This window comes from Bacillus sp. 22-7, from assembly GCF_010628845.1.
Classification (GTDB): Bacteria; Bacillota; Bacilli; order Bacillales; family Cytobacillaceae; genus Cytobacillus; species Cytobacillus firmus_B.
The window spans coordinates 289,600-306,779 of record NZ_NJQY01000014.1 but is presented as its reverse complement, the minus strand read 5'-3'; the positions used below and the strand labels follow the sequence as shown (position 1 = coordinate 306,779).

Here is a 17,180-nt window from a genome sequence, read left to right as displayed (position 1 = left end):
CATCCCCGGCTCGCTTACAGAGTGAGTATGCCGCTCTGAACATAAGCTATTTGAAAAGACTGTACTGTCCCTCTCATTGTTGATAAACATTGTATTTACTTTGTTTTAAAATTATATGCGATATTTCCAGCTTTCGTCAAGCCAGTGATTCTTCTTCTTCTCTTAATGATTTGAGTTCAGTGGAGTCCAGCTTATATTCCATTAAGTGATCCCAATCATCGTTATTCAGCATATCAAGCTGTGCTTCAACAAGCATTTTGAAGCGTGTTCGGAATACCTTGGACTGTTTCTTTAAATCCTCAATATCCAATGCGATTTTTCTTGCTTTGGATAGGGATTCATTCACTATCCTGTCAGCATTTTTTTCAGCTTCTTTAATGATAAGCTTTGCTTCTTTGTGAGCATTGCGTTTGACTTCTTCTGCTGCTTCCTGTGCAACCACAATAGATTTATTAAGTGTTTCTTCAATTGTGGTAAAGTGGCCAATGCGGTCATTCGTTTCATTGAGCTTTTCTTCTAGCTCTTTTTTTTCCCTGATCAGGATTTCATAGTCTTTTATGATTTGGTCGAGGAATTCGTTCACTTCATCTTCGTCATAACCTCGGAATCCTTTGCTGAATTCCTTGTTATGAATATCTAACGGTGTTAATGGCATTAGTGCCACCTCCCAGGTCTGTTGATCTTATGTACATTTGTTTGAGCCTGCTGGTTCTTTTTAATTATAGCAGACTCCGCTGTCTTTTGATTATTTATTCGACAGGTTGTTTCAAAATCCTTCAAATAAAATTAATTCTTTTAACTCTCTATTAATTATTTTTGGCTCATAAATGTTGCCCGTTGATTTCCACTGCGGACACTTACTTTCCGCGGGGCGGGCGGTGAGCCTCCTCGGCACTTTGCACCTGTGGAGTCTCACCTGTCGCGCTGGCTCCCGCAGGACATTGAATAAGCTTCCTCGAATGAACACCGCACGAAGGAAATGCTTCAGCATTACGAGGATCAAGTGCCCACAGCGAGGATCTACTCAGCAGATTAACCATGTTGCATTTTAACAATAAACTAAAAAAACAGTCTCAATATAGGCTTGTTAAAACCCTCTCCTGCTTTACTACCTCTGCCTTCCGGCAATTATTCTCCATTTGTCCTTTTTTGTTTTCCCATCTATTTCTATGATTTTGGATCGGCCTTGGCCCCTGACTGAGATGATGTCGCTTTGCTGACATTCAAATGAGGGGTTTTCAATTTGTGTCCAATTGACTTTAACGAGTCCCTGTTGGATATAGAGCTGGGATTTCTGTCTTGAGATGTTGTAGATGGCTGAGATGACTGTGTCCAACCTCAGGGATGAAGAAGTGATGGAGCTTTCTTTCCACACTTCTGATGATTGAATCGCCTGAGAAAAAGGCTGTTTTTTCAAAGATACTGTCGCTCTGCCAATTGACTGCAGCTGCAGGCTGATGTACTCTTCAATTTCTTGAGCTGCAAAAAACTGGATTCTGTCCTCTTCAAATAGGATATCACCAAACTTTCCTCTTTTTAGTCCCAGTGACATCAGGCTGCCGAGGACTTGCGGGTGTTCAATGGTAACAAACTTCTTTGGATAGTCCAATTCAAACAGCCGAATGTTAAAATCTTCTTCATCGCTTTCATAATAATCCGGAAATATCAGTGCTCTCTTTCTCTCAGCACCTGTTGTTCCGCCAAATAAAGCAAATAAGATTCCCGAATCCTGTCCTATGATGCTTTTTAGGATTTGCTGCTCCCTTGGATCAAGAAAATCAGTAAGCTTTGGTGCATATGTATTTTCCACAAGATTTTTCCAGTTAAGGACCTGGTCAATAAATTCTCTTTCTTCCGGCCGGAAGTGCTGATAAATAGACAAATTTTTGCGGGCCTCCTTTTACACAAATAAAAAAGGGCCATTTTGATAGCCCAGTTTTGTCAGTCTTATGAAATCCAATAAAAAAGCTGCTGCAAGCCTCCTGTGGCAAATCGCAAAACTAAGATAGCCACAATCGGAGAAATATCAATCATTCCAAGCGGCGGAATGATTTTGCGGAAAGGCTCAAGGTACGGTTCACAGATCCTTGCCAGAAATTGGCCAAAAGCCGATTCCCTTGCATTAGGGAACCAGGACAGCAGAATATAAATAATCAGTGCCCATGAGTAATAATAAATTGCAGATGACAATATTCCAAATACTAATTCCATTAAGTGCTACCACCTCGTATTTTCTAATTCTTGTTCTTTCATCAGCTGAGAGATGTTCCCAGATACTTCAACATTGTCAGGTGTACACAAGAAAATATCAGTACCAATCTTCTGAATGTCTCCGCCGATGGCATAAACGGTTCCGCTTAGGAAGTCAACAATGCGCTTTGCCTGATCTTTTTCTATTCTCTGCAGATTGACTACAACAGCTCTTCTGTTCTTCAGCTGATCCGCAATATCCTGCGCTTCTGCGTATACCCGCGGTTCAACAAGAACTACTTTAGAAGATTTCTGCACACTTTGAAGGCTGACAATGTTCTGTTTTTGAACTGGCTGCTGCTGTTTCTGCACCTGCTTCACCGGCTCTCTTTCTTCTTCGATGATTTCCTCTTCCTTATAGTCATATTCATCATCCAGGAAGAAAAATGTTTTAAATTTTGATTTTATACTCATTTTATTAAACCTCCTGACCCTCTTGACCTACTAAAGCTGTCCCAATCCTAACCATTGTGGCACCTTCTTCAATTGCCAGGGAAAAATCATTGGACATGCCCATTGAAAGCTCAGTGCAAGGAGCAAAATCAAATCCCTGATCTTTAACCTGTTTTTGAAGGTCCTTGAGCTTCCGGAAACAGGCACGCAGCAAATCCTTGTCTGATGTATGTGGCGCCATTGTCATCAGGCCAATGATATTGAGATTTTTATAATCTGCCAGGCTTGAAATAAAGTCACCTGCCTCTTCAGGATTTATTCCCTGTTTCGACGCTTCGCCTGAGACATTGACCTGTACAAAGCAATTTATCTTTCGATCCGCCCGCTTGTCGATTTCCTTCGCAAGGGATAGCCTGTCCAGTGAATGAATATAGTCAACTTTATCTATAATATTTTTTACTTTGCGCGTTTGCAGTGTTCCGATAAAATGCCAGGTTGGCCTGTCCTCTAAAACTTCCCATTTAGCAAGAAGTCCTTCATCCCTGTTTTCACCTAAATGATGAATACCTGCTTCAAAGGCTTCCTGTGCCCTTTCCGCTGAAACGTACTTAGTAACAGCAATTACGGTAATTTCTTCCCGCTTGCGGTTCGCCTTTATGCACGCTTCGTGGATGGCAGTCTCTATTTGATTTAAATTTTCCTCTACTCTCATTTAGTTCCCTGCTTCCTCCTTCCAGCCAATAAAACTCATCATCCTGCCGGTATTCCCCCTATCTCTTCGGTGGGAGAAAAAATAGTCTGCATGACAGCTTGTGCAAAAATCAGTCATTATGATATTTTCATGTGGAATCCCTGCGTTTAAAAGGATTTTCCTATTTAGTTCTTTTAGGTCAAGCTGGAATTGATTGTCACTAATTTGATTATATGGCTTTATATCGACATCTTCTAGTATTTTTTGCACTTTTGAAATAACACGATCATCAACAATATAACAGTTTCCGCAAATGGAAGGGCCAATCACGGCTTGGACCTCTCTTAAGTCTATGCCTTCACCTGCAAACAGTTCAGCCATATTCCTGCCAATCCCGCCAACAGTGCCTTTCCAGCCGGCGTGGGCAATGCCTATGGCTCCTGTCTTTTCATGCAGGAAATAAAGGGGCACACAATCGGCATAACATAGGGTCATCAGGACATCTTTAGAATATGTGAAAAAGCCGTCGGTACCTGAAAAGGAATCCTCATAAACAAGAGCACCTTTTCCTTTATCATTTTCAGTAACTTTTTTTATATTTACATCATGTGTTTGTTCAGCGCCAACCCAATTTTCAATTGAAAAGCCAAGCAAGTCAGCCACATGCTGCCGATTTTGGCTGACTGCTTCATAGCTGTCATTTACATGTAATCCTGCATTTAGAGTTTCATATTGATTGCGGCTGAAGCCGCCATTTTTTGTTGTAAAACCAGCCATTATATTAGGAAAACGATCCGCCCACTTTTTTATGACAAAATACTCTTCCTTTTTTAAAGAAAATGGTTCCATGCGATTAACCCCATTTTATTTTTCTATAGTTTACCACAAGGCAGGCAGTGATGACACCATTAACAACTCTTAGGCTTCATCCTCTATATATTTCGGCTCAATCGCATCCTGATAGCGGACAAGTATGACATCTTCACCGATTTTTATGATATTTTTCCAGGGAATGACAATATCTGCGTCTCTGCCAAAGAAGCCTAATACTTTCCCCGCTCCTCCGATAATGACCGCTTCAATTTTTCCTGTATTAATATTAATATCTATATCCCCAATATTTCCAAGCTTTTTGCCGTCAGCTACATTTACAACATCCTTCATTTGAAATTCAGATATTTTCACCATCGACACTTCACTCCCAATTTATGTTCTTATTTAATATATGTTTGCTTCTACAAGAAAAATGTTCAGTAAATATAAAAAGCAGCCAAATTGGCTGCTAGCTTTGAATATTTTTATTCATTTGTTTGATGGCCGCTTTTTCAAGCCTTGAAACTTGTGCCTGGGAAATGCCGATTTCCTCTGCCACTTCCATTTGAGTCTTGCCCTGGAAGAAGCGTTTTCTGAGGATCAGTTTTTCCCGTTCATTCAGTCTTCTCATTCCCTCTTTGAGCGCTATTTCCTCAATCCATTGAATATCTTTGTTCCGTTCATCGCTAAGCTGATCCATCACATAAATTGGATCCCCGCCATCATTATAAATCGGCTCAAATAAGGAAACAGGATCTTGGATGGCATCCAATGCAAAAACGATTTCTTCATGAGGCACATCCAGCTCTTTAGCTATTTCTTCAGCCGTAGGTTCCCTGGATGTTTTACTCATGAGGCGTTCCCTTACTTGCAGAGCTTTATAAGCAATGTCCCTTAAAGAACGAGAAACACGGATCGGATTATTATCACGCAGATACCTGCGTATTTCTCCAATAATCATCGGAACGGCATAGGTGGAAAACTTAACGTTTTGACTTAAATCAAAATTATCAATAGATTTCATCAGACCGATACAGCCGACCTGGAAAAGGTCATCAACAAATTCGCCTCTGTTGTTAAAACGCTGAATCACACTCAATACGAGGCGCAAATTGCCGTTGACGAGTTTTTCCCGTGCGGTTATATCCCCCTTATGCATTTGCTTGAAGAGCTCTCTCATTTCTTCGTTTTTTAAAACTGGAAGCTTTGAAGTATCAACACCGCAAATTTCTACTTTATTTCGAGTCAATCCATTTCCCTCCTCACAGGAGCTGCTGTACAAAAAACAGTATCTCCTTGGAAAGGAAAAATATGCACCGGCTAATCGGGCTTCCGGATGGGGAAATGGTCAAAGCATCATTAACACTAGGTTTTCACCTTGCAAAATTTTGTAAAAAATATTCCGGGCTTTAAACTTCTAAACCATCTTATTAAATTCTTTTTTAAGTCTTTTTATTATTCTTTTTTCCAGGCGTGAAATATAGGACTGGGAAATTCCCAGCATATCCGCCACATCCTTTTGAGTTTTTTCTTCACCTGATCCGAGGCCGAACCTAAGCTCCATGATCTGTTTTTCACGATCTGAAAGCTGATGCAATGCCTTTAACAGCAGCTTTTTATCAACATTTGCTTCGAGATCTTTCGTAATAATGTCATCCTCAGTGCCCAGAACATCAGATAGAAGAAGTTCATTGCCATCCCAATCAATATTTAGTGGTTCATCAAAGGAAACTTCAGAACGAATTTTATTGTTCCTTCTTAAATACATGAGAATTTCATTCTCAATACAGCGCGATGCATATGTAGCCAGTTTGATTTTTTTCTCCGGGTTAAATGTATTTACTGCTTTAATAAGCCCAATCGTTCCAATACTGATTAGGTCCTCTATATTAATGCCTGTATTTTCAAACTTCCTGGCAATATACACAACAAGACGAAGATTTCTTTCAATTAAAATGGACCTTGCCGCTTTATCTCCTTTTGGAAGCTTAATCAGGAGCATTTCTTCTTCTTCCTTACTGAGTGGAGGAGGTAATGCTTCGCTGCCGCCTATATAATATACTTCATCTGTTTTGATCCCCAGCTTAATCAACAATTTATACCAATAGTAGGATAAGCGAAGTTTTAACTTATTCATGAATTGTCCTCCTTCTAAATTAAGTTCGTGCAGAGTATAGTATATTAACTTACTTTTGCATCCGGCTTCATTGTACTTCTGCCTGTAAGCATCTTGGGGTGTACGATGCACTGAAACGAATCGTCTGATGAAAGCTGCTGCATGGAAAATGATATTAATCCGCGTTCTGCTTCAATTATTTCATTCTCTTTTTCAAAGAGAATCCGGTCAGGCTTGAACCCTATGATTAATTGGTGTTCTTGTCCAACAACCTTACATGGAATGACCCTCATTTTATGCTCCCAATCCACTCCAATTGACTCGCTGCCCATAATGATATCCTCCGGGTTTCCTGCCATTTTACTAATTTCAGTCGGAAACTCATCAAGCCTGTCTTTTATGGATATGAACATAACAGGCATTTTTGAAATGGGATCGTATAACTGGTTGCCGCTGTCAATCAGGCCTTTGAAACAATATTCAGTTTCATTGATCACAACACGCACCAGGATTAAAGAGTCATACTGAATTTTTGTCATCTCAATTCCCTCAACATTTCTCTTTGAAAAATGCCAGGCAAGAGGAAACCCAATAACCACGAACAGCCAGCTGATTGGATCACCAAAGCCTTTAATACTGGCCATCATGACAGATGAAGAAAGCTTAAAATCAAAATTGATAAAATAATGAATTCCTATTAAGGAGCCTCCAACTAAAAAAGTAGCAAAATAAAAAGTCATGAGAGCTTTTACAAAATATTGCAAACGCTTAAAGCCGAAAACAGCCAGTACCATTACAATCGAGAATAGCAGCTTAGTGAACGGATGACCTGAATATTCATTAAAAGGTGTAAATGCTAATAAAATAATGATGGATCCTATGAAGCCGCCCGCAAAAATCCTCCATAATCCAGTTTCTCTTTTTAGAATTATGGCTGTTAAATAAAGGAGCAGGCTGTCAAACATAAAATTCAATGCCCAGATAACATCCAAATAGACCGTCAATTATCTTCCTCCTTTATAAAATCAGAATCTGATAGATTGACGTGAGGTTCTAATTCTCTTTTATAGTTAAAGTGCTATGATTCTGTTAGAAAAAAGTATAGCGCATTTCAGTAAAGAAAGTGTGTCGCTTTCTGTATGCAAAAAGATAGAAATTTTCCCTATTCCCAACGGATTTTGTCATTATTTTTCTATTCATTGCCCCTCCTATTTCAAAGGGTGTGATTTATATCACATTTTTTGTTTTCATTATCAACTATAATGACAGTGAAAATAATAAAAAGGAGTTTTGCTGATATGCTAGACACAAAAACAATCGAAATTATTAAAAGCACTGTACCTGTACTTGAAAAACACGGTGAAGATATTACGAAAACTTTCTATAAACTGATGTTTACAAATCACCCTGAACTGCTGAACATTTTCAATCATGCCAATCAAAAACAGGGCCGTCAGCAAAAAGCACTTGCAAACTCAGTATATGCTGCGGCTAAATATATCGATAACCTCGAAGCTATTATTCCGGTTGTCACACAAATCGCACATAAGCACAGATCATTAGGCATTAAACCTGAACATTATCCAATTGTGGGAGAACACTTAATTCTTGCAATTAAGGAAGTACTGCAAGAGGCAGCAACTGAAGAAATTATTGATGCGTGGGTTAAAGCATATGGTGTGATAGCTGATGCATTCATCGGATTGGAAAAAAACCTTTATGAGGATGCAGCACATATGCCAGGAGGCTGGGATGACTTCAGAACTTTCACTGTGGCCAAAAAGGTTAAAGAAAGTGATGTGATTACATCTTTCTATTTTACACCGGCTGATGGAGGAAATATTTCCGGTTACCTTCCGGGTCAATATATTAGTGTGAAATTAACGATTCCAGGTGAAGAATACACACATATTCGCCAATACAGCCTGTCTGATTCCCCGGAAAAATCTTATTACCGGATTTCTGTAAAGAAAGAAGAAGGCTACTCTGAAAAGCCAGACGGAAAGGTTTCCAGCTATCTTCACAATGACCTTAATGAAGGCGATCAGATAGAGATTAGTGCCCCTGCCGGAGAATTTGTTCTGGAGAATGTGGATAAGCCCGTGGTTCTGCTTAGCGGCGGGGTAGGCATTACACCAATGCACAGCATGCTGCGCCATCTTGATGCAGCAGGAGTAAGTCATGAAACTATTTTTATTCATGCTGCACTTAATGGAAATGTACAGGCATTTACCGGCGAAGTTCAGGAGATTGCAAAGAATAATCCATTAGTTAAAACATATTTCTGCTATGAAAAGCCGACAGATAAAGATAAAACGGAAAAAGTCTACAGCAAAGAAGGCTATATTACTTCTGAGTGGTTAAAAACAATCGTGCCAAATAAAGAAAGTATGGTTTATATGTGCGGCCCAGTTCCGTTTATGCAGGCTATGTATGAAGCATTGCTTGATGCAGGTTTTAAAAATGAAAATATCCGCTATGAATTCTTCGGGCCATCAATGCAATTAAAAGAAACCCAATCAGTATAAAGTGAAACTTCAATCAGTGGGGGGCGTACTTTATCCCCCACTGTTTGTTAGTGGAACCAATCGGGCCTTTACGGGCAGTTTTGACCCCCACTTATTCTCCTTTGATTCATCTGAGTCCTAAGGTGAGTGTCTTACTGCCCGTTAGACTGCGATAAGTTTAATAAGCATGGCTCATCATTTTGAGCCATGCTTTAATGTGTAGAAACTTTCAGGTCTACTTTCGTATAAATTGTTGTTTTTCGCTTATCAATGTTGCCCGTTGATTTCCGCTCCAGGCTGCTCAGCGAACCGCGGTGCGGGCGGTGAGCCTCCTCGACGCTGCGCGTCTGCGGGGTCTCACCTGTCCCGCTACTCCCGCAGGACTTTGAATAAGCTTCCTTGAGTAAACACCGCACGAAGAAAATGCGAATGCATTTTCGAGGATTTCGCACCTTCCGCTACAATCAACTCAGTAAATATAATTAAAAAGCAACCATAAAAAACACCTGGAATCAGCTCGATTCCAGGTGTTTTTTCATTCATATATTATCTTCTGCGGTTCCGATTGCGCAGGAACGTCGGGATATCCAACGTTTCTTCAGGCTGATGAGATTGGCTGCTTCTTACAGTTTCCTGTGGAGCTTCCTCTCTCTTTGGCTCACGCTTCATAGCTGTTCCCATATTTGGAGCAGATTTAGGCTGTCCAAATGTTGGCCTCGTAGGCTTAGGCTGGATCACTTCTTCATTAAATCCTGTTGCAATGACCGTCACTACGATCTCATCTTTAAGATTTTCATTTATAACGGAACCGAAGATCATATTTACGTCTTGATCTGATGCCGAAGCAACAATGTCAGCAGCTTCCTGTACTTCATACAGGCTTAGATTCGACCCGCCAGTAATATTCATTAAGACGCCTTGTGCGCCATCAATGGATGTCTCAAGTAAAGGAGATGAAATCGCCTTTTTCGCGGCTTCTGCTGCACGGTTTTCTCCTGCAGCCACACCAATTCCCATTAGGGCTGAACCTTTATTGGACATGATTGTCTTTACATCTGCAAAGTCAAGGTTAATTAATCCTGGAACCGCGATTAAATCGGAAATACCCTGAACACCCTGGCGAAGAACATTATCCGCTTCGCGGAATGCTTCAAGCATTGGAGTGCTTTTATCAACGATTTCTAATAGCCTGTCATTTGGAATGACGATTAGTGTATCAACCGCTTCCTTCATTGCAGCAATTCCGCCGGCTGCCTGAGTGGAACGCTTACGGCCTTCAAAGGTGAAAGGACGCGTAACGACACCGACAGTAAGAGCACCTAAATCGCGTGCAATCTGGGCAATGACTGGAGCCGCTCCTGTTCCAGTTCCCCCTCCCATACCAGCAGTAACGAATACCATATCCGCACCTTTAAGTGCTTCTTCTACCTGCTCTTTACTTTCTTCTGCTGCTTTTTTGCCTACCTCAGGGTTGGCACCAGCCCCAAGTCCCCTTGTAAGCTTGCCTCCGATTTGCATTTTCACTTCTGCTTTTGATAAATTCAGCGCCTGTGCATCCGTGTTAACTGCAATAAACTCGACACCTTGAACACCATGCTCAATCATTCTGTTTACTGCATTGTTACCGCCGCCTCCAACGCCGATGACTTTTATAGTTGCTAATGAATCCAAATTTGTATCAAATTCCAACATGACTTATCCTCCTAATTCGTCGACATTCCTAAGAACACCTTTATTTGATTCGCTTTTTAACGCACTCCCATAATGGGGCTGCAGTGCTTTTTATATACGCCGTTTGGCTTTCGATTCCGTTTCCCTAACCCTTGCGAATCAAATCAAGTTATTCGAAAAAGTATCCGAGGAACTTTTTAACTCTTGATGTGATCTTTTCTTCCGGCTGTTTTTCCGGCTTTGTTTTCGGTTGCGGTTGCGGTTTTTGCACTCGGTTTTCTTTTGCTTCAGGGACAGTCACTGGCTGCTCCATTTTTCTGCCTTGTATTTTTGCATTCTTATATGCGAACTTAATCAATCCAACAGCAGTTGTGTACTGCGGTTCCCTCACTCCAATATAATCTGGAATTGCAATGCGGACTCTGTTTTGGAAAACATCCTGTGCCAGTTCAAGGATCCCCTGAGTGTTCGCTACTCCCCCAGATAGTACATAGCCGCCAGGAAGATCTTTTGCACCCAGACGTTTCACTTCGTGCTGGATAAGATCAAAAATCTCTTCCATTCGCGCTTCTATAATATCTGAAATTTCCAGCTGATTAAATTGCTGATGCTGATCACTTCCGATGATAGGCACACTGAATACCTCATCTTCAGATGCATGATCATAGAAGGCATAGCCATACTTTGTTTTAATTGTTTCTGCATCTTCTGTAGAAGTGCGGAGTCCGATTGACAAGTCTTTTGTAATATGGTCTCCTCCTACAGGAAGGACACTGGTTGCCTTTAAATAGCCATTCTCGAAAATGGCAATGGTTGTGGAGCCGCCGCCAATATCAACAAGAGCAACTCCAAGGTTTTTCTCATCTTTGGATAATGCGAATGCACCTGCCGCAAGAGGCTGAAGTGTAATATCCATGATTTCAAGGCCAGCGCGTTCCACACAGCGCAGTGTGTTATGTAAAATCGTTTTTGATCCAGTAATAATGGTGCCTTCCATTTCCAGACGCACACCAATCATTCCTCGGGGATCACTAATCTCGTCCAATCCGTCGACAATAAACTGTTTTGGAATGACATCAATAATATCCCTTTCCGGCGGTATTGATACAACTTGTGCCGCATCTATAACTCTAGCAACATCTTCGTCTGTTATTTCCCTATTTTCACTTGAGACCGCGACAACACCATGGGATGGCTGCAGCATAACATGATTGCCTGTTATTCCCACAATCACATTTTTTATTTCCATTCCTATCATTCTCTCAGCCTGTTCGATTGCCTTTTTAATAGAATGAACTGTTTCGTCTATATCAACAATAGAGCCCTTGCGCAGCCCCTCTGAATGTACATTGCCAACACCAATAATATTTAAAGAGTCATTGACCATTTCCCCAATGATTACTTTTACACTGGATGTACCGATGTCAAGACTAACATATATTTCATTGCTGTTCATTCTCTGGCACCTCCTTTTTTTTGCTATTCCCGAATATTGAACAACAATCATTTTTTGCTGTTGTTTGTTTTAAAAAGTTAGTTTATCTATAAAATTATTCGTCAAAACTAATATTTTCCCTTTTTTAAATATCATTTTTTTCTGTTTTTTCTCTGTTTTGAGACCATTTTGCAATTAATATTCTTCTGATGACCGCAATATTCTGGAATAGCCTGACCCCAAAAGCAAATACTGCTGCTAAATACAAGTCTACACCAAGATGCACACCCAGAAAAGCTAAACTTGCTGCCAGCAGGATGTTAAAAAAGAAACCGGAAACGAAAACTTTTTCATCATAAATGTTTTGAAGCTGTGCCCGAATCCCCCCGAATAGAGTATCCAATGCAGCAAGAACAGCAATGGACAGATAATTCGAGTATTCATCCGGCACTTTTATATCTGTCATAAGTCCAAGTATCACACCTATGATCAATCCTAAAACGGGAAGCCACATCATGATTTGCCTCCTTCATCAGGTTTCACAGGCTCCATATATCTGATTCTCAATGCCTCGTCATATGCAGGGACCGTGATTGGCTCTTCAGATTTTTCCACCTTTACCCGAAGATTGTCAATGAAAAATTCTTCTGCAGATTTTGATACCTGCATGCGGTTAAAAAGCTTCTCGGCAGATTGAACATTCTCAGTGATTACTTTCACTTCAATGGGCAGGGATTTTAAGGCATAGCCGTCTATCATGGTCTCCCTGTTAATGTCCCTAATGACGGTAGTGTTGATGACCCTTCTGCCTCCAATGGAAATGTGCATGGCATCATACATATTTAACTCATTGACCAGCCGCTTGAGTAAATCAGGGGAAACAGAATCAGCCTGCTTGCCCAGGAGCAGCTCCTCATGTACCGGTTCTATGGTTAAGATTATGCCTGGTCCCGTCACTTCACTTAAACCGGCTTCCATTTTTAATTCCTCCAGCGTCTCACGGAGCACTTGTTCTTTGCTTTGTTTGCGCTTTGTTTCATATTGGGCAATCTTTTCTTCATTTGAACTGATTTCACGCAAAAGTTTTAATTGCAGTTCCTTTTCTTTAAGGATGTCAGCTCTAAGCTCCCAGGTATCTCTCGTATCCCGGACAGCCGGTTCCTTAACTGTTTGAAACTGTATGGCAATCATAAAGCCAATTACAACTGTTATAAAGGTAAAGCTGAACTTCTTTTGGCTGTCCACTTTAATTCCACCTTGCTTTCCCGAATAAATTATTCTGTGGACAAATTTTATACGAATGCTGGTTTGGCTTTACGAACCCAGTAATGGTTCAATGATAACTTCGCCCTTTTCCTCTAGAGTAAATTGGATGTTTTCATCTACCAATGTATCTTTCACTCCGCCTGTCAGATTCAGAGCTGACGAAAGCACTTCGGCATCACCAATGGCAGTGATGACAAAAGGTGCAGGGTGCTGATAGCCGTCTACTTCTATCACAGGCCCGTTGCATACAATATATGAACTGTGCGACAGCCTCTGCCCGTTAATGGCAACTGCGGAAGCACCGGAAATATAGAGCTCATTAATCACTTTAAAGACATGGTGTTCATGTACAATATAATTATTAATGTTATCTTCATCCGGATTGTAATCGCCATCTGCAAGAGTAACTTCCACACCTGGGCCCTTTACCTTAACTTTTCCAAGATGCATCCTGTACTTCTCAGCATCCTCGGCTAGGTTAAAATAAACCTGAGCTTCCTGTGAAAGCTCCTTTTCAATATCAAGAACGTTTTCCTGCTTTTGATTTAATTCTTTTTGAAGAGCTCTGTTTTTTTCCTCAAGTTCAACAAGCTGATTACGGAGCTCCAGGTCTCTTTCCCATTGCTTCCCGTTTAATGCCGGCTTTTCTTCTCCCTGTGTAAGGTGATAGGAAAAAGCCATCATGTAACCCAGCACGAGAAAGACCAGGGAGAATATTACATGATTACCCTTCACCTTCATTTTCTTCTTCAATCTCTTCAGCTCCCTCTTTTTCATAAGCTTTAAAATAAGAGCCTACTTCCAAGTCAATGACTCCCTTTTTTTCGGGATCCAGCTGGCTTATGATAGAAGGGTAGTGTGCCATTTTTTCTGAAAAACTTCTTAGTGTAGCGCTGACTTCAAAACCATCATTCATATACAAAGTAATATGATTGGAATCTGTCTTTTTTGGAGAGTGGTGGACTTCGGAAATTGAATTTAATACCTCTTCGGGCAGTGTTTCCAGTTCTCCGATCATCATATCAAGGATGTCACCCTCAGAAAAGCCATTTAGGATTGGTGCGTTAACAGGGATCTCTGCAGCTTTTTCATCCTTTAATATGCTCCCATTCTCCATAACAGGAAGGTAGTGCTTCTCTTTCGCTATGTAGGCAATGCGCTTTAATTCATCTACCTGTATAATGATTGTGCTTGGCAGCTGAATCTTAACAGATGAAGATTTTATTTCAGGCAGCTCTTTAAGCTTACCCTCCATACCCTCTTCATCAACCTTCCAAATATTTGTTTTTTCAGTAACACCGCTGATTTGGATAATTTCTTCTTTATCATAAATTGAATTGCCGGATACTATAATTTGTTTAATATGGCTTAAGGGCGATTGAAAGTAGATAACTAAAACAATCAGCGAGAAAAAAAGCAGCAGCAAAAAGATCAGCCTTCTGTTCGCTTTCTTTTTTCTTTGCTGCTTAAGCTTCGGGATTCGATCCTCAAGCGAGACAACCTTACTTTTCTCCACATTTATCACCCCATCAAGAAAAGCGCAAGGACAATAAATTAAATTAATCAAATGGCTTGTCCAGCACAATTTATGCAATAAAAAAAATAGGGAAGAGAACGGCATGTGAAACATGCCGTTAACACTGCATATACTATTATCTAATTAATCATTATATCACAATAAATGGTATCTGTGAGGTATTATTTCCCGTTACTTTCGACCGATTATTTCCACTTCTGTCTCCATTTTTACTCCGTACATATCAAAGATTGTATCCTTAATATGCTGAATAAGCGCCAAGACATCTTCCGCTTTTCCATCTCCAGCATTCACGATGAAATTCCCATGCATATTGGAAATTTGAGCACCTCCAATAGAGTGGCCTTTCAAACCGGCTTTCTCAATGAGATGGCCGGCATATTCAGGGAGCGGGTTACGGAAAATACTGCCTGCACATGGGAAGTTCCACGGCTGGGTTTCCTTCCTGTAATCCTTATTCCTTTGCATTGCGGAAGATATTTTTTCCCGGTCTCCCTCTGTAAGCTGAAAAACAGCCTCAAGAACAATCCCTGGACGCTTCTTTTGAAGAACGGAGGTTCTATAAGAAAATTCCATTTCTTCATTTGTGAGCCAGCCCATTTTCCCATCCTCAAAAAGAACATGTGCCTTGGTCAGAATTTGCGAAATATCTGAACCGTGAGCACCAGCGTTCATATAAACTGCTCCGCCTACCGACCCGGGAATCCCGCTGGCAAACTCAAGTCCTGACAAGCCTTTTTTACTGATTATGGTGGAGAGGGCTACCAATGAATAACCTCCGCCAGCTTTCAGCTCTGTTCCATTAAGATCCATGTGGTCCATGCCGCGGCCCAATTTAATGACCACGCCTTCTATGCCGCCATCAGAAACGAGCAGATTCGATCCTCTTCCAATCGCTCTCCAGTTCAATTCAAATTGACGGATCAATTCCATCGCTTTTGCCAGGTTTTCTATGGAAGAAGGCTCAATAAACAAATCGGCGGGACCGCCAATCTTCATTGTTGTATGATTAGCCATTGGTTCATTTTCTTTGATTGTTCCAATGTTTAATTCTCTAAGTTTGCTGATAAATTCGTCCATATTTACCTCCCTTTCTATTGATTTCATCCTAAATTTATTTATTCTATGCAAATTTACGATTCAGGGCTACTTCCCGCTATCTGAAACCAATTCTGCCATTAATTTGTAAAGTCTATTTGATGCATCCCGAATTCCCAGCTTTCTCGAAGCTTCCTTCATGCTATCCATTTTATCTTTATTGAGAATAATTCGGTCAATGCTATCAATAAGTTTTTTGCCTGTTAATTCTTTTTCAAGCAATAGCTCAGCAGCCCCATGGTCACTAAGCGCTCGTGCATTTTTCTCCTGGTGGTTATTTGTTACATATGGGCTTGGGATTAATATGCTTGGTATGCCTAAAGAAGTTATTTCTGCCAATGTGGTGGCTCCTGCACGTGATACGACAAGGCTTGCTCCTGCCAGCACTTCTGGCATATTGTGAATAAATGGTTTGATTATTACGTTTTCGGGATTTCCCACAAGTTCTACTTCTTTTTGTACATCATCATAATGCACATCCCCTGTAATATAAAGAACCTGATATGGCTTTTCACCAAGCTCAGCCAGTGTTTTTAATACTGCATCATTTATTGGCCTTGCTCCTCTGCTGCCGCCAAAAATCAACACAGCAGGAACACCTGTCTTTAATCCTGCAGACAGCCTACCCCTGATTCCATCCTGTCCCAATACCTCTGAGGCACGCGGATTCCCTGTCATGAGGGTTTTAGTTTCCGGAAAAAAAGCCTTTGCTTCTTCAAAACAAACTGCAATTTTATCTACATATCTGCTTAGGAACTTATTGGTTAATCCAGGGACGCTGTTTTGCTCATGAATAATGGTTGGGATCCCAAGCCTGGATGCAGCATATACAACAGGTCCGCATACATATCCGCCTGTACCGATGACAACATCCGCCTTAAATTCCTTAAGCATCTTTTTGCTGTCACGAACGCCTTTCAGGAACCTTAAAACAGTTTTCACATTATCCAAAGAGATTTTTCTTTTAAAACCGGTTATATGTATTGATTTAAAGGGGATATTTTCACGATTCACAATCGTGTTTTCAAGCCCTTTCTCAGTTCCTATATATAAAAATTCAGCATCCTTATGTTCTTTCTGAATTTGTCTTATAAGCGCAAGTGCCGGATATATATGTCCGCCAGTTCCTCCGCCGCTAACAGCAATTTTCATTCTTTCACCTCATAAAAGAGTAATAATCTATAGTGTTCATTTATTGTGCCCCCGGTAAATATTTATGAAGGGCAATAGTGCGTTGGAGAGCAAACACTCCCCCTCATTTCCCTATTCTACTATATTCAAAACAAATAGATAGGAACGAACATCATAATGTTAAAGAAATGTAATAATGTGCAAAATTGCAAACAAGTTAGATAATTTAGCGTGCCGGATTTGTTATTGCTTCCAAAAAAGAAACCCTGCTT

The 17,180-nt window shown here is 40.6% G+C and carries 20 protein-coding genes and 1 other annotated feature (1 of these 21 running past the window's edge); of the genes, 1 reads left to right on the top strand and 19 read right to left on the bottom strand.

From position 1 onward, the window contains the following. Positions 1–86: a binding site (T-box leader), on the bottom strand (it extends 180 nt beyond the left edge of the window). A gap of 50 nt (positions 87–136) precedes the next feature. The 10 genes from CE058_RS12955 to spoIIGA all read right to left on the bottom strand — a co-directional run bounded on the left by CE058_RS12955 (position 137) and on the right by spoIIGA (position 7,267). After that, positions 137–655 carry a DivIVA domain-containing protein gene (locus CE058_RS12955; RefSeq protein ID WP_048007906.1) on the bottom strand — a complete coding sequence of 173 codons (519 nt, stop codon included), beginning with the start codon at positions 653–655 and terminating at the stop codon, positions 137–139. 453 nt (positions 656–1,108) lie between these two features. Then, complete coding sequence (locus tag CE058_RS12950; RefSeq protein WP_159344831.1) at positions 1,109–1,882, bottom strand: YlmH family RNA-binding protein; 774 nt, start codon at positions 1,880–1,882, stop codon at positions 1,109–1,111. Positions 1,883–1,947: 65 nt separating this feature from the next. Further along, a complete protein-coding gene (locus tag CE058_RS12945) occupies positions 1,948–2,211 on the bottom strand; it encodes a YggT family protein (RefSeq protein ID WP_009330847.1) in 264 nt (87 codons plus the stop codon). Between the two features lie 6 nt (positions 2,212–2,217). Further along, complete coding sequence (locus tag CE058_RS12940) at positions 2,218–2,664, bottom strand: cell division protein SepF (protein ID WP_048007904.1); 447 nt, start codon at positions 2,662–2,664, stop codon at positions 2,218–2,220. Between the two features lie 4 nt (positions 2,665–2,668). Next, a complete protein-coding gene (locus CE058_RS12935) occupies positions 2,669–3,355 on the bottom strand; it encodes a YggS family pyridoxal phosphate-dependent enzyme (RefSeq protein ID WP_159344832.1) in 687 nt (228 codons plus the stop codon). Beyond that, positions 3,356–4,183, bottom strand: coding sequence for a peptidoglycan editing factor PgeF (gene pgeF, locus CE058_RS12930; RefSeq protein WP_048007902.1), 828 nt, complete (start codon positions 4,181–4,183; stop codon positions 3,356–3,358). Positions 4,184–4,252: 69 nt separating this feature from the next. Beyond that, positions 4,253–4,522, bottom strand: coding sequence for a YlmC/YmxH family sporulation protein (locus CE058_RS12925; RefSeq protein ID WP_095242286.1), 270 nt, complete (start codon positions 4,520–4,522; stop codon positions 4,253–4,255). A gap of 94 nt (positions 4,523–4,616) precedes the next feature. Next, positions 4,617–5,396: an RNA polymerase sporulation sigma factor SigG gene (gene sigG / locus CE058_RS12920; protein ID WP_026041699.1), complete on the bottom strand. Its 780-nt coding sequence runs from the start codon at positions 5,394–5,396 to the stop codon at positions 4,617–4,619. A gap of 168 nt (positions 5,397–5,564) precedes the next feature. Beyond that, positions 5,565–6,284: an RNA polymerase sporulation sigma factor SigE gene (gene sigE, locus CE058_RS12915; protein ID WP_048007900.1), complete on the bottom strand. Its 720-nt coding sequence runs from the start codon at positions 6,282–6,284 to the stop codon at positions 5,565–5,567. A gap of 44 nt (positions 6,285–6,328) precedes the next feature. Next, complete coding sequence (spoIIGA, locus tag CE058_RS12910) at positions 6,329–7,267, bottom strand: sigma-E processing peptidase SpoIIGA (protein WP_048007899.1); 939 nt, start codon at positions 7,265–7,267, stop codon at positions 6,329–6,331. A 294-nt stretch (positions 7,268–7,561) separates the two neighbouring features. Here spoIIGA and hmpA point away from each other — a divergent pair, with 294 nt between their 5' ends. Continuing rightward, positions 7,562–8,791 carry an NO-inducible flavohemoprotein gene (gene hmpA / locus CE058_RS12905; RefSeq protein ID WP_048007898.1) on the top strand — a complete coding sequence of 410 codons (1,230 nt, stop codon included), beginning with the start codon at positions 7,562–7,564 and terminating at the stop codon, positions 8,789–8,791. A gap of 348 nt (positions 8,792–9,139) precedes the next feature. On the opposite strand, the gene CE058_RS12900 is transcribed toward hmpA, so the two are convergent. The 9 genes from CE058_RS12900 to murG form a co-directional block, all read right to left on the bottom strand. Beyond that, entirely contained in the window at positions 9,140–9,313 is a 174-nt protein-coding gene (locus tag CE058_RS12900) for a hypothetical protein (protein WP_156185091.1), read from the bottom strand. Between the two features lie 3 nt (positions 9,314–9,316). After that, positions 9,317–10,462 (bottom strand): cell division protein FtsZ, encoded by a 1,146-nt coding sequence (ftsZ, locus tag CE058_RS12895; RefSeq protein WP_048007897.1) that lies wholly within the window; start codon positions 10,460–10,462, stop codon positions 9,317–9,319. A 148-nt stretch (positions 10,463–10,610) separates the two neighbouring features. Further along, the gene (gene ftsA, locus CE058_RS12890; protein ID WP_163143116.1) at positions 10,611–11,897 is read right to left on the bottom strand and encodes a cell division protein FtsA; all 1,287 of its coding nucleotides are present in this window, start codon (positions 11,895–11,897) and stop codon (positions 10,611–10,613) included. Positions 11,898–12,021: 124 nt separating this feature from the next. Beyond that, on the bottom strand, positions 12,022–12,390 hold the full coding sequence (locus tag CE058_RS12885; protein WP_019381715.1) for a small basic family protein: 369 nt from the start codon (positions 12,388–12,390) through the stop codon (positions 12,022–12,024). Further along, a complete protein-coding gene (locus CE058_RS12880; protein ID WP_163143113.1) occupies positions 12,390–13,121 on the bottom strand; it encodes a DUF881 domain-containing protein in 732 nt (243 codons plus the stop codon). Before CE058_RS12880 ends, CE058_RS12885 begins: the two co-directional genes overlap by 1 nt. 69 nt (positions 13,122–13,190) lie before the next feature. Then, the gene (locus CE058_RS12875) at positions 13,191–13,919 is read right to left on the bottom strand and encodes a DUF881 domain-containing protein (protein ID WP_163143109.1); all 729 of its coding nucleotides are present in this window, start codon (positions 13,917–13,919) and stop codon (positions 13,191–13,193) included. Continuing rightward, positions 13,867–14,658, bottom strand: a complete 792-nt coding sequence (locus CE058_RS12870) for a cell division protein FtsQ/DivIB (protein WP_048007893.1) — start codon at positions 14,656–14,658, stop codon at positions 13,867–13,869. The genes CE058_RS12875 and CE058_RS12870 overlap by 53 nt, the downstream gene beginning before the upstream one ends. A gap of 192 nt (positions 14,659–14,850) precedes the next feature. Next, on the bottom strand, positions 14,851–15,759 hold the full coding sequence (gene murB, locus CE058_RS12865) for a UDP-N-acetylmuramate dehydrogenase (protein ID WP_048007892.1): 909 nt from the start codon (positions 15,757–15,759) through the stop codon (positions 14,851–14,853). A 66-nt stretch (positions 15,760–15,825) separates the two neighbouring features. Then, complete coding sequence (murG, locus tag CE058_RS12860; protein ID WP_163143107.1) at positions 15,826–16,929, bottom strand: undecaprenyldiphospho-muramoylpentapeptide beta-N-acetylglucosaminyltransferase; 1,104 nt, start codon at positions 16,927–16,929, stop codon at positions 15,826–15,828. Positions 16,930–17,180 lie beyond the last annotated feature (251 nt).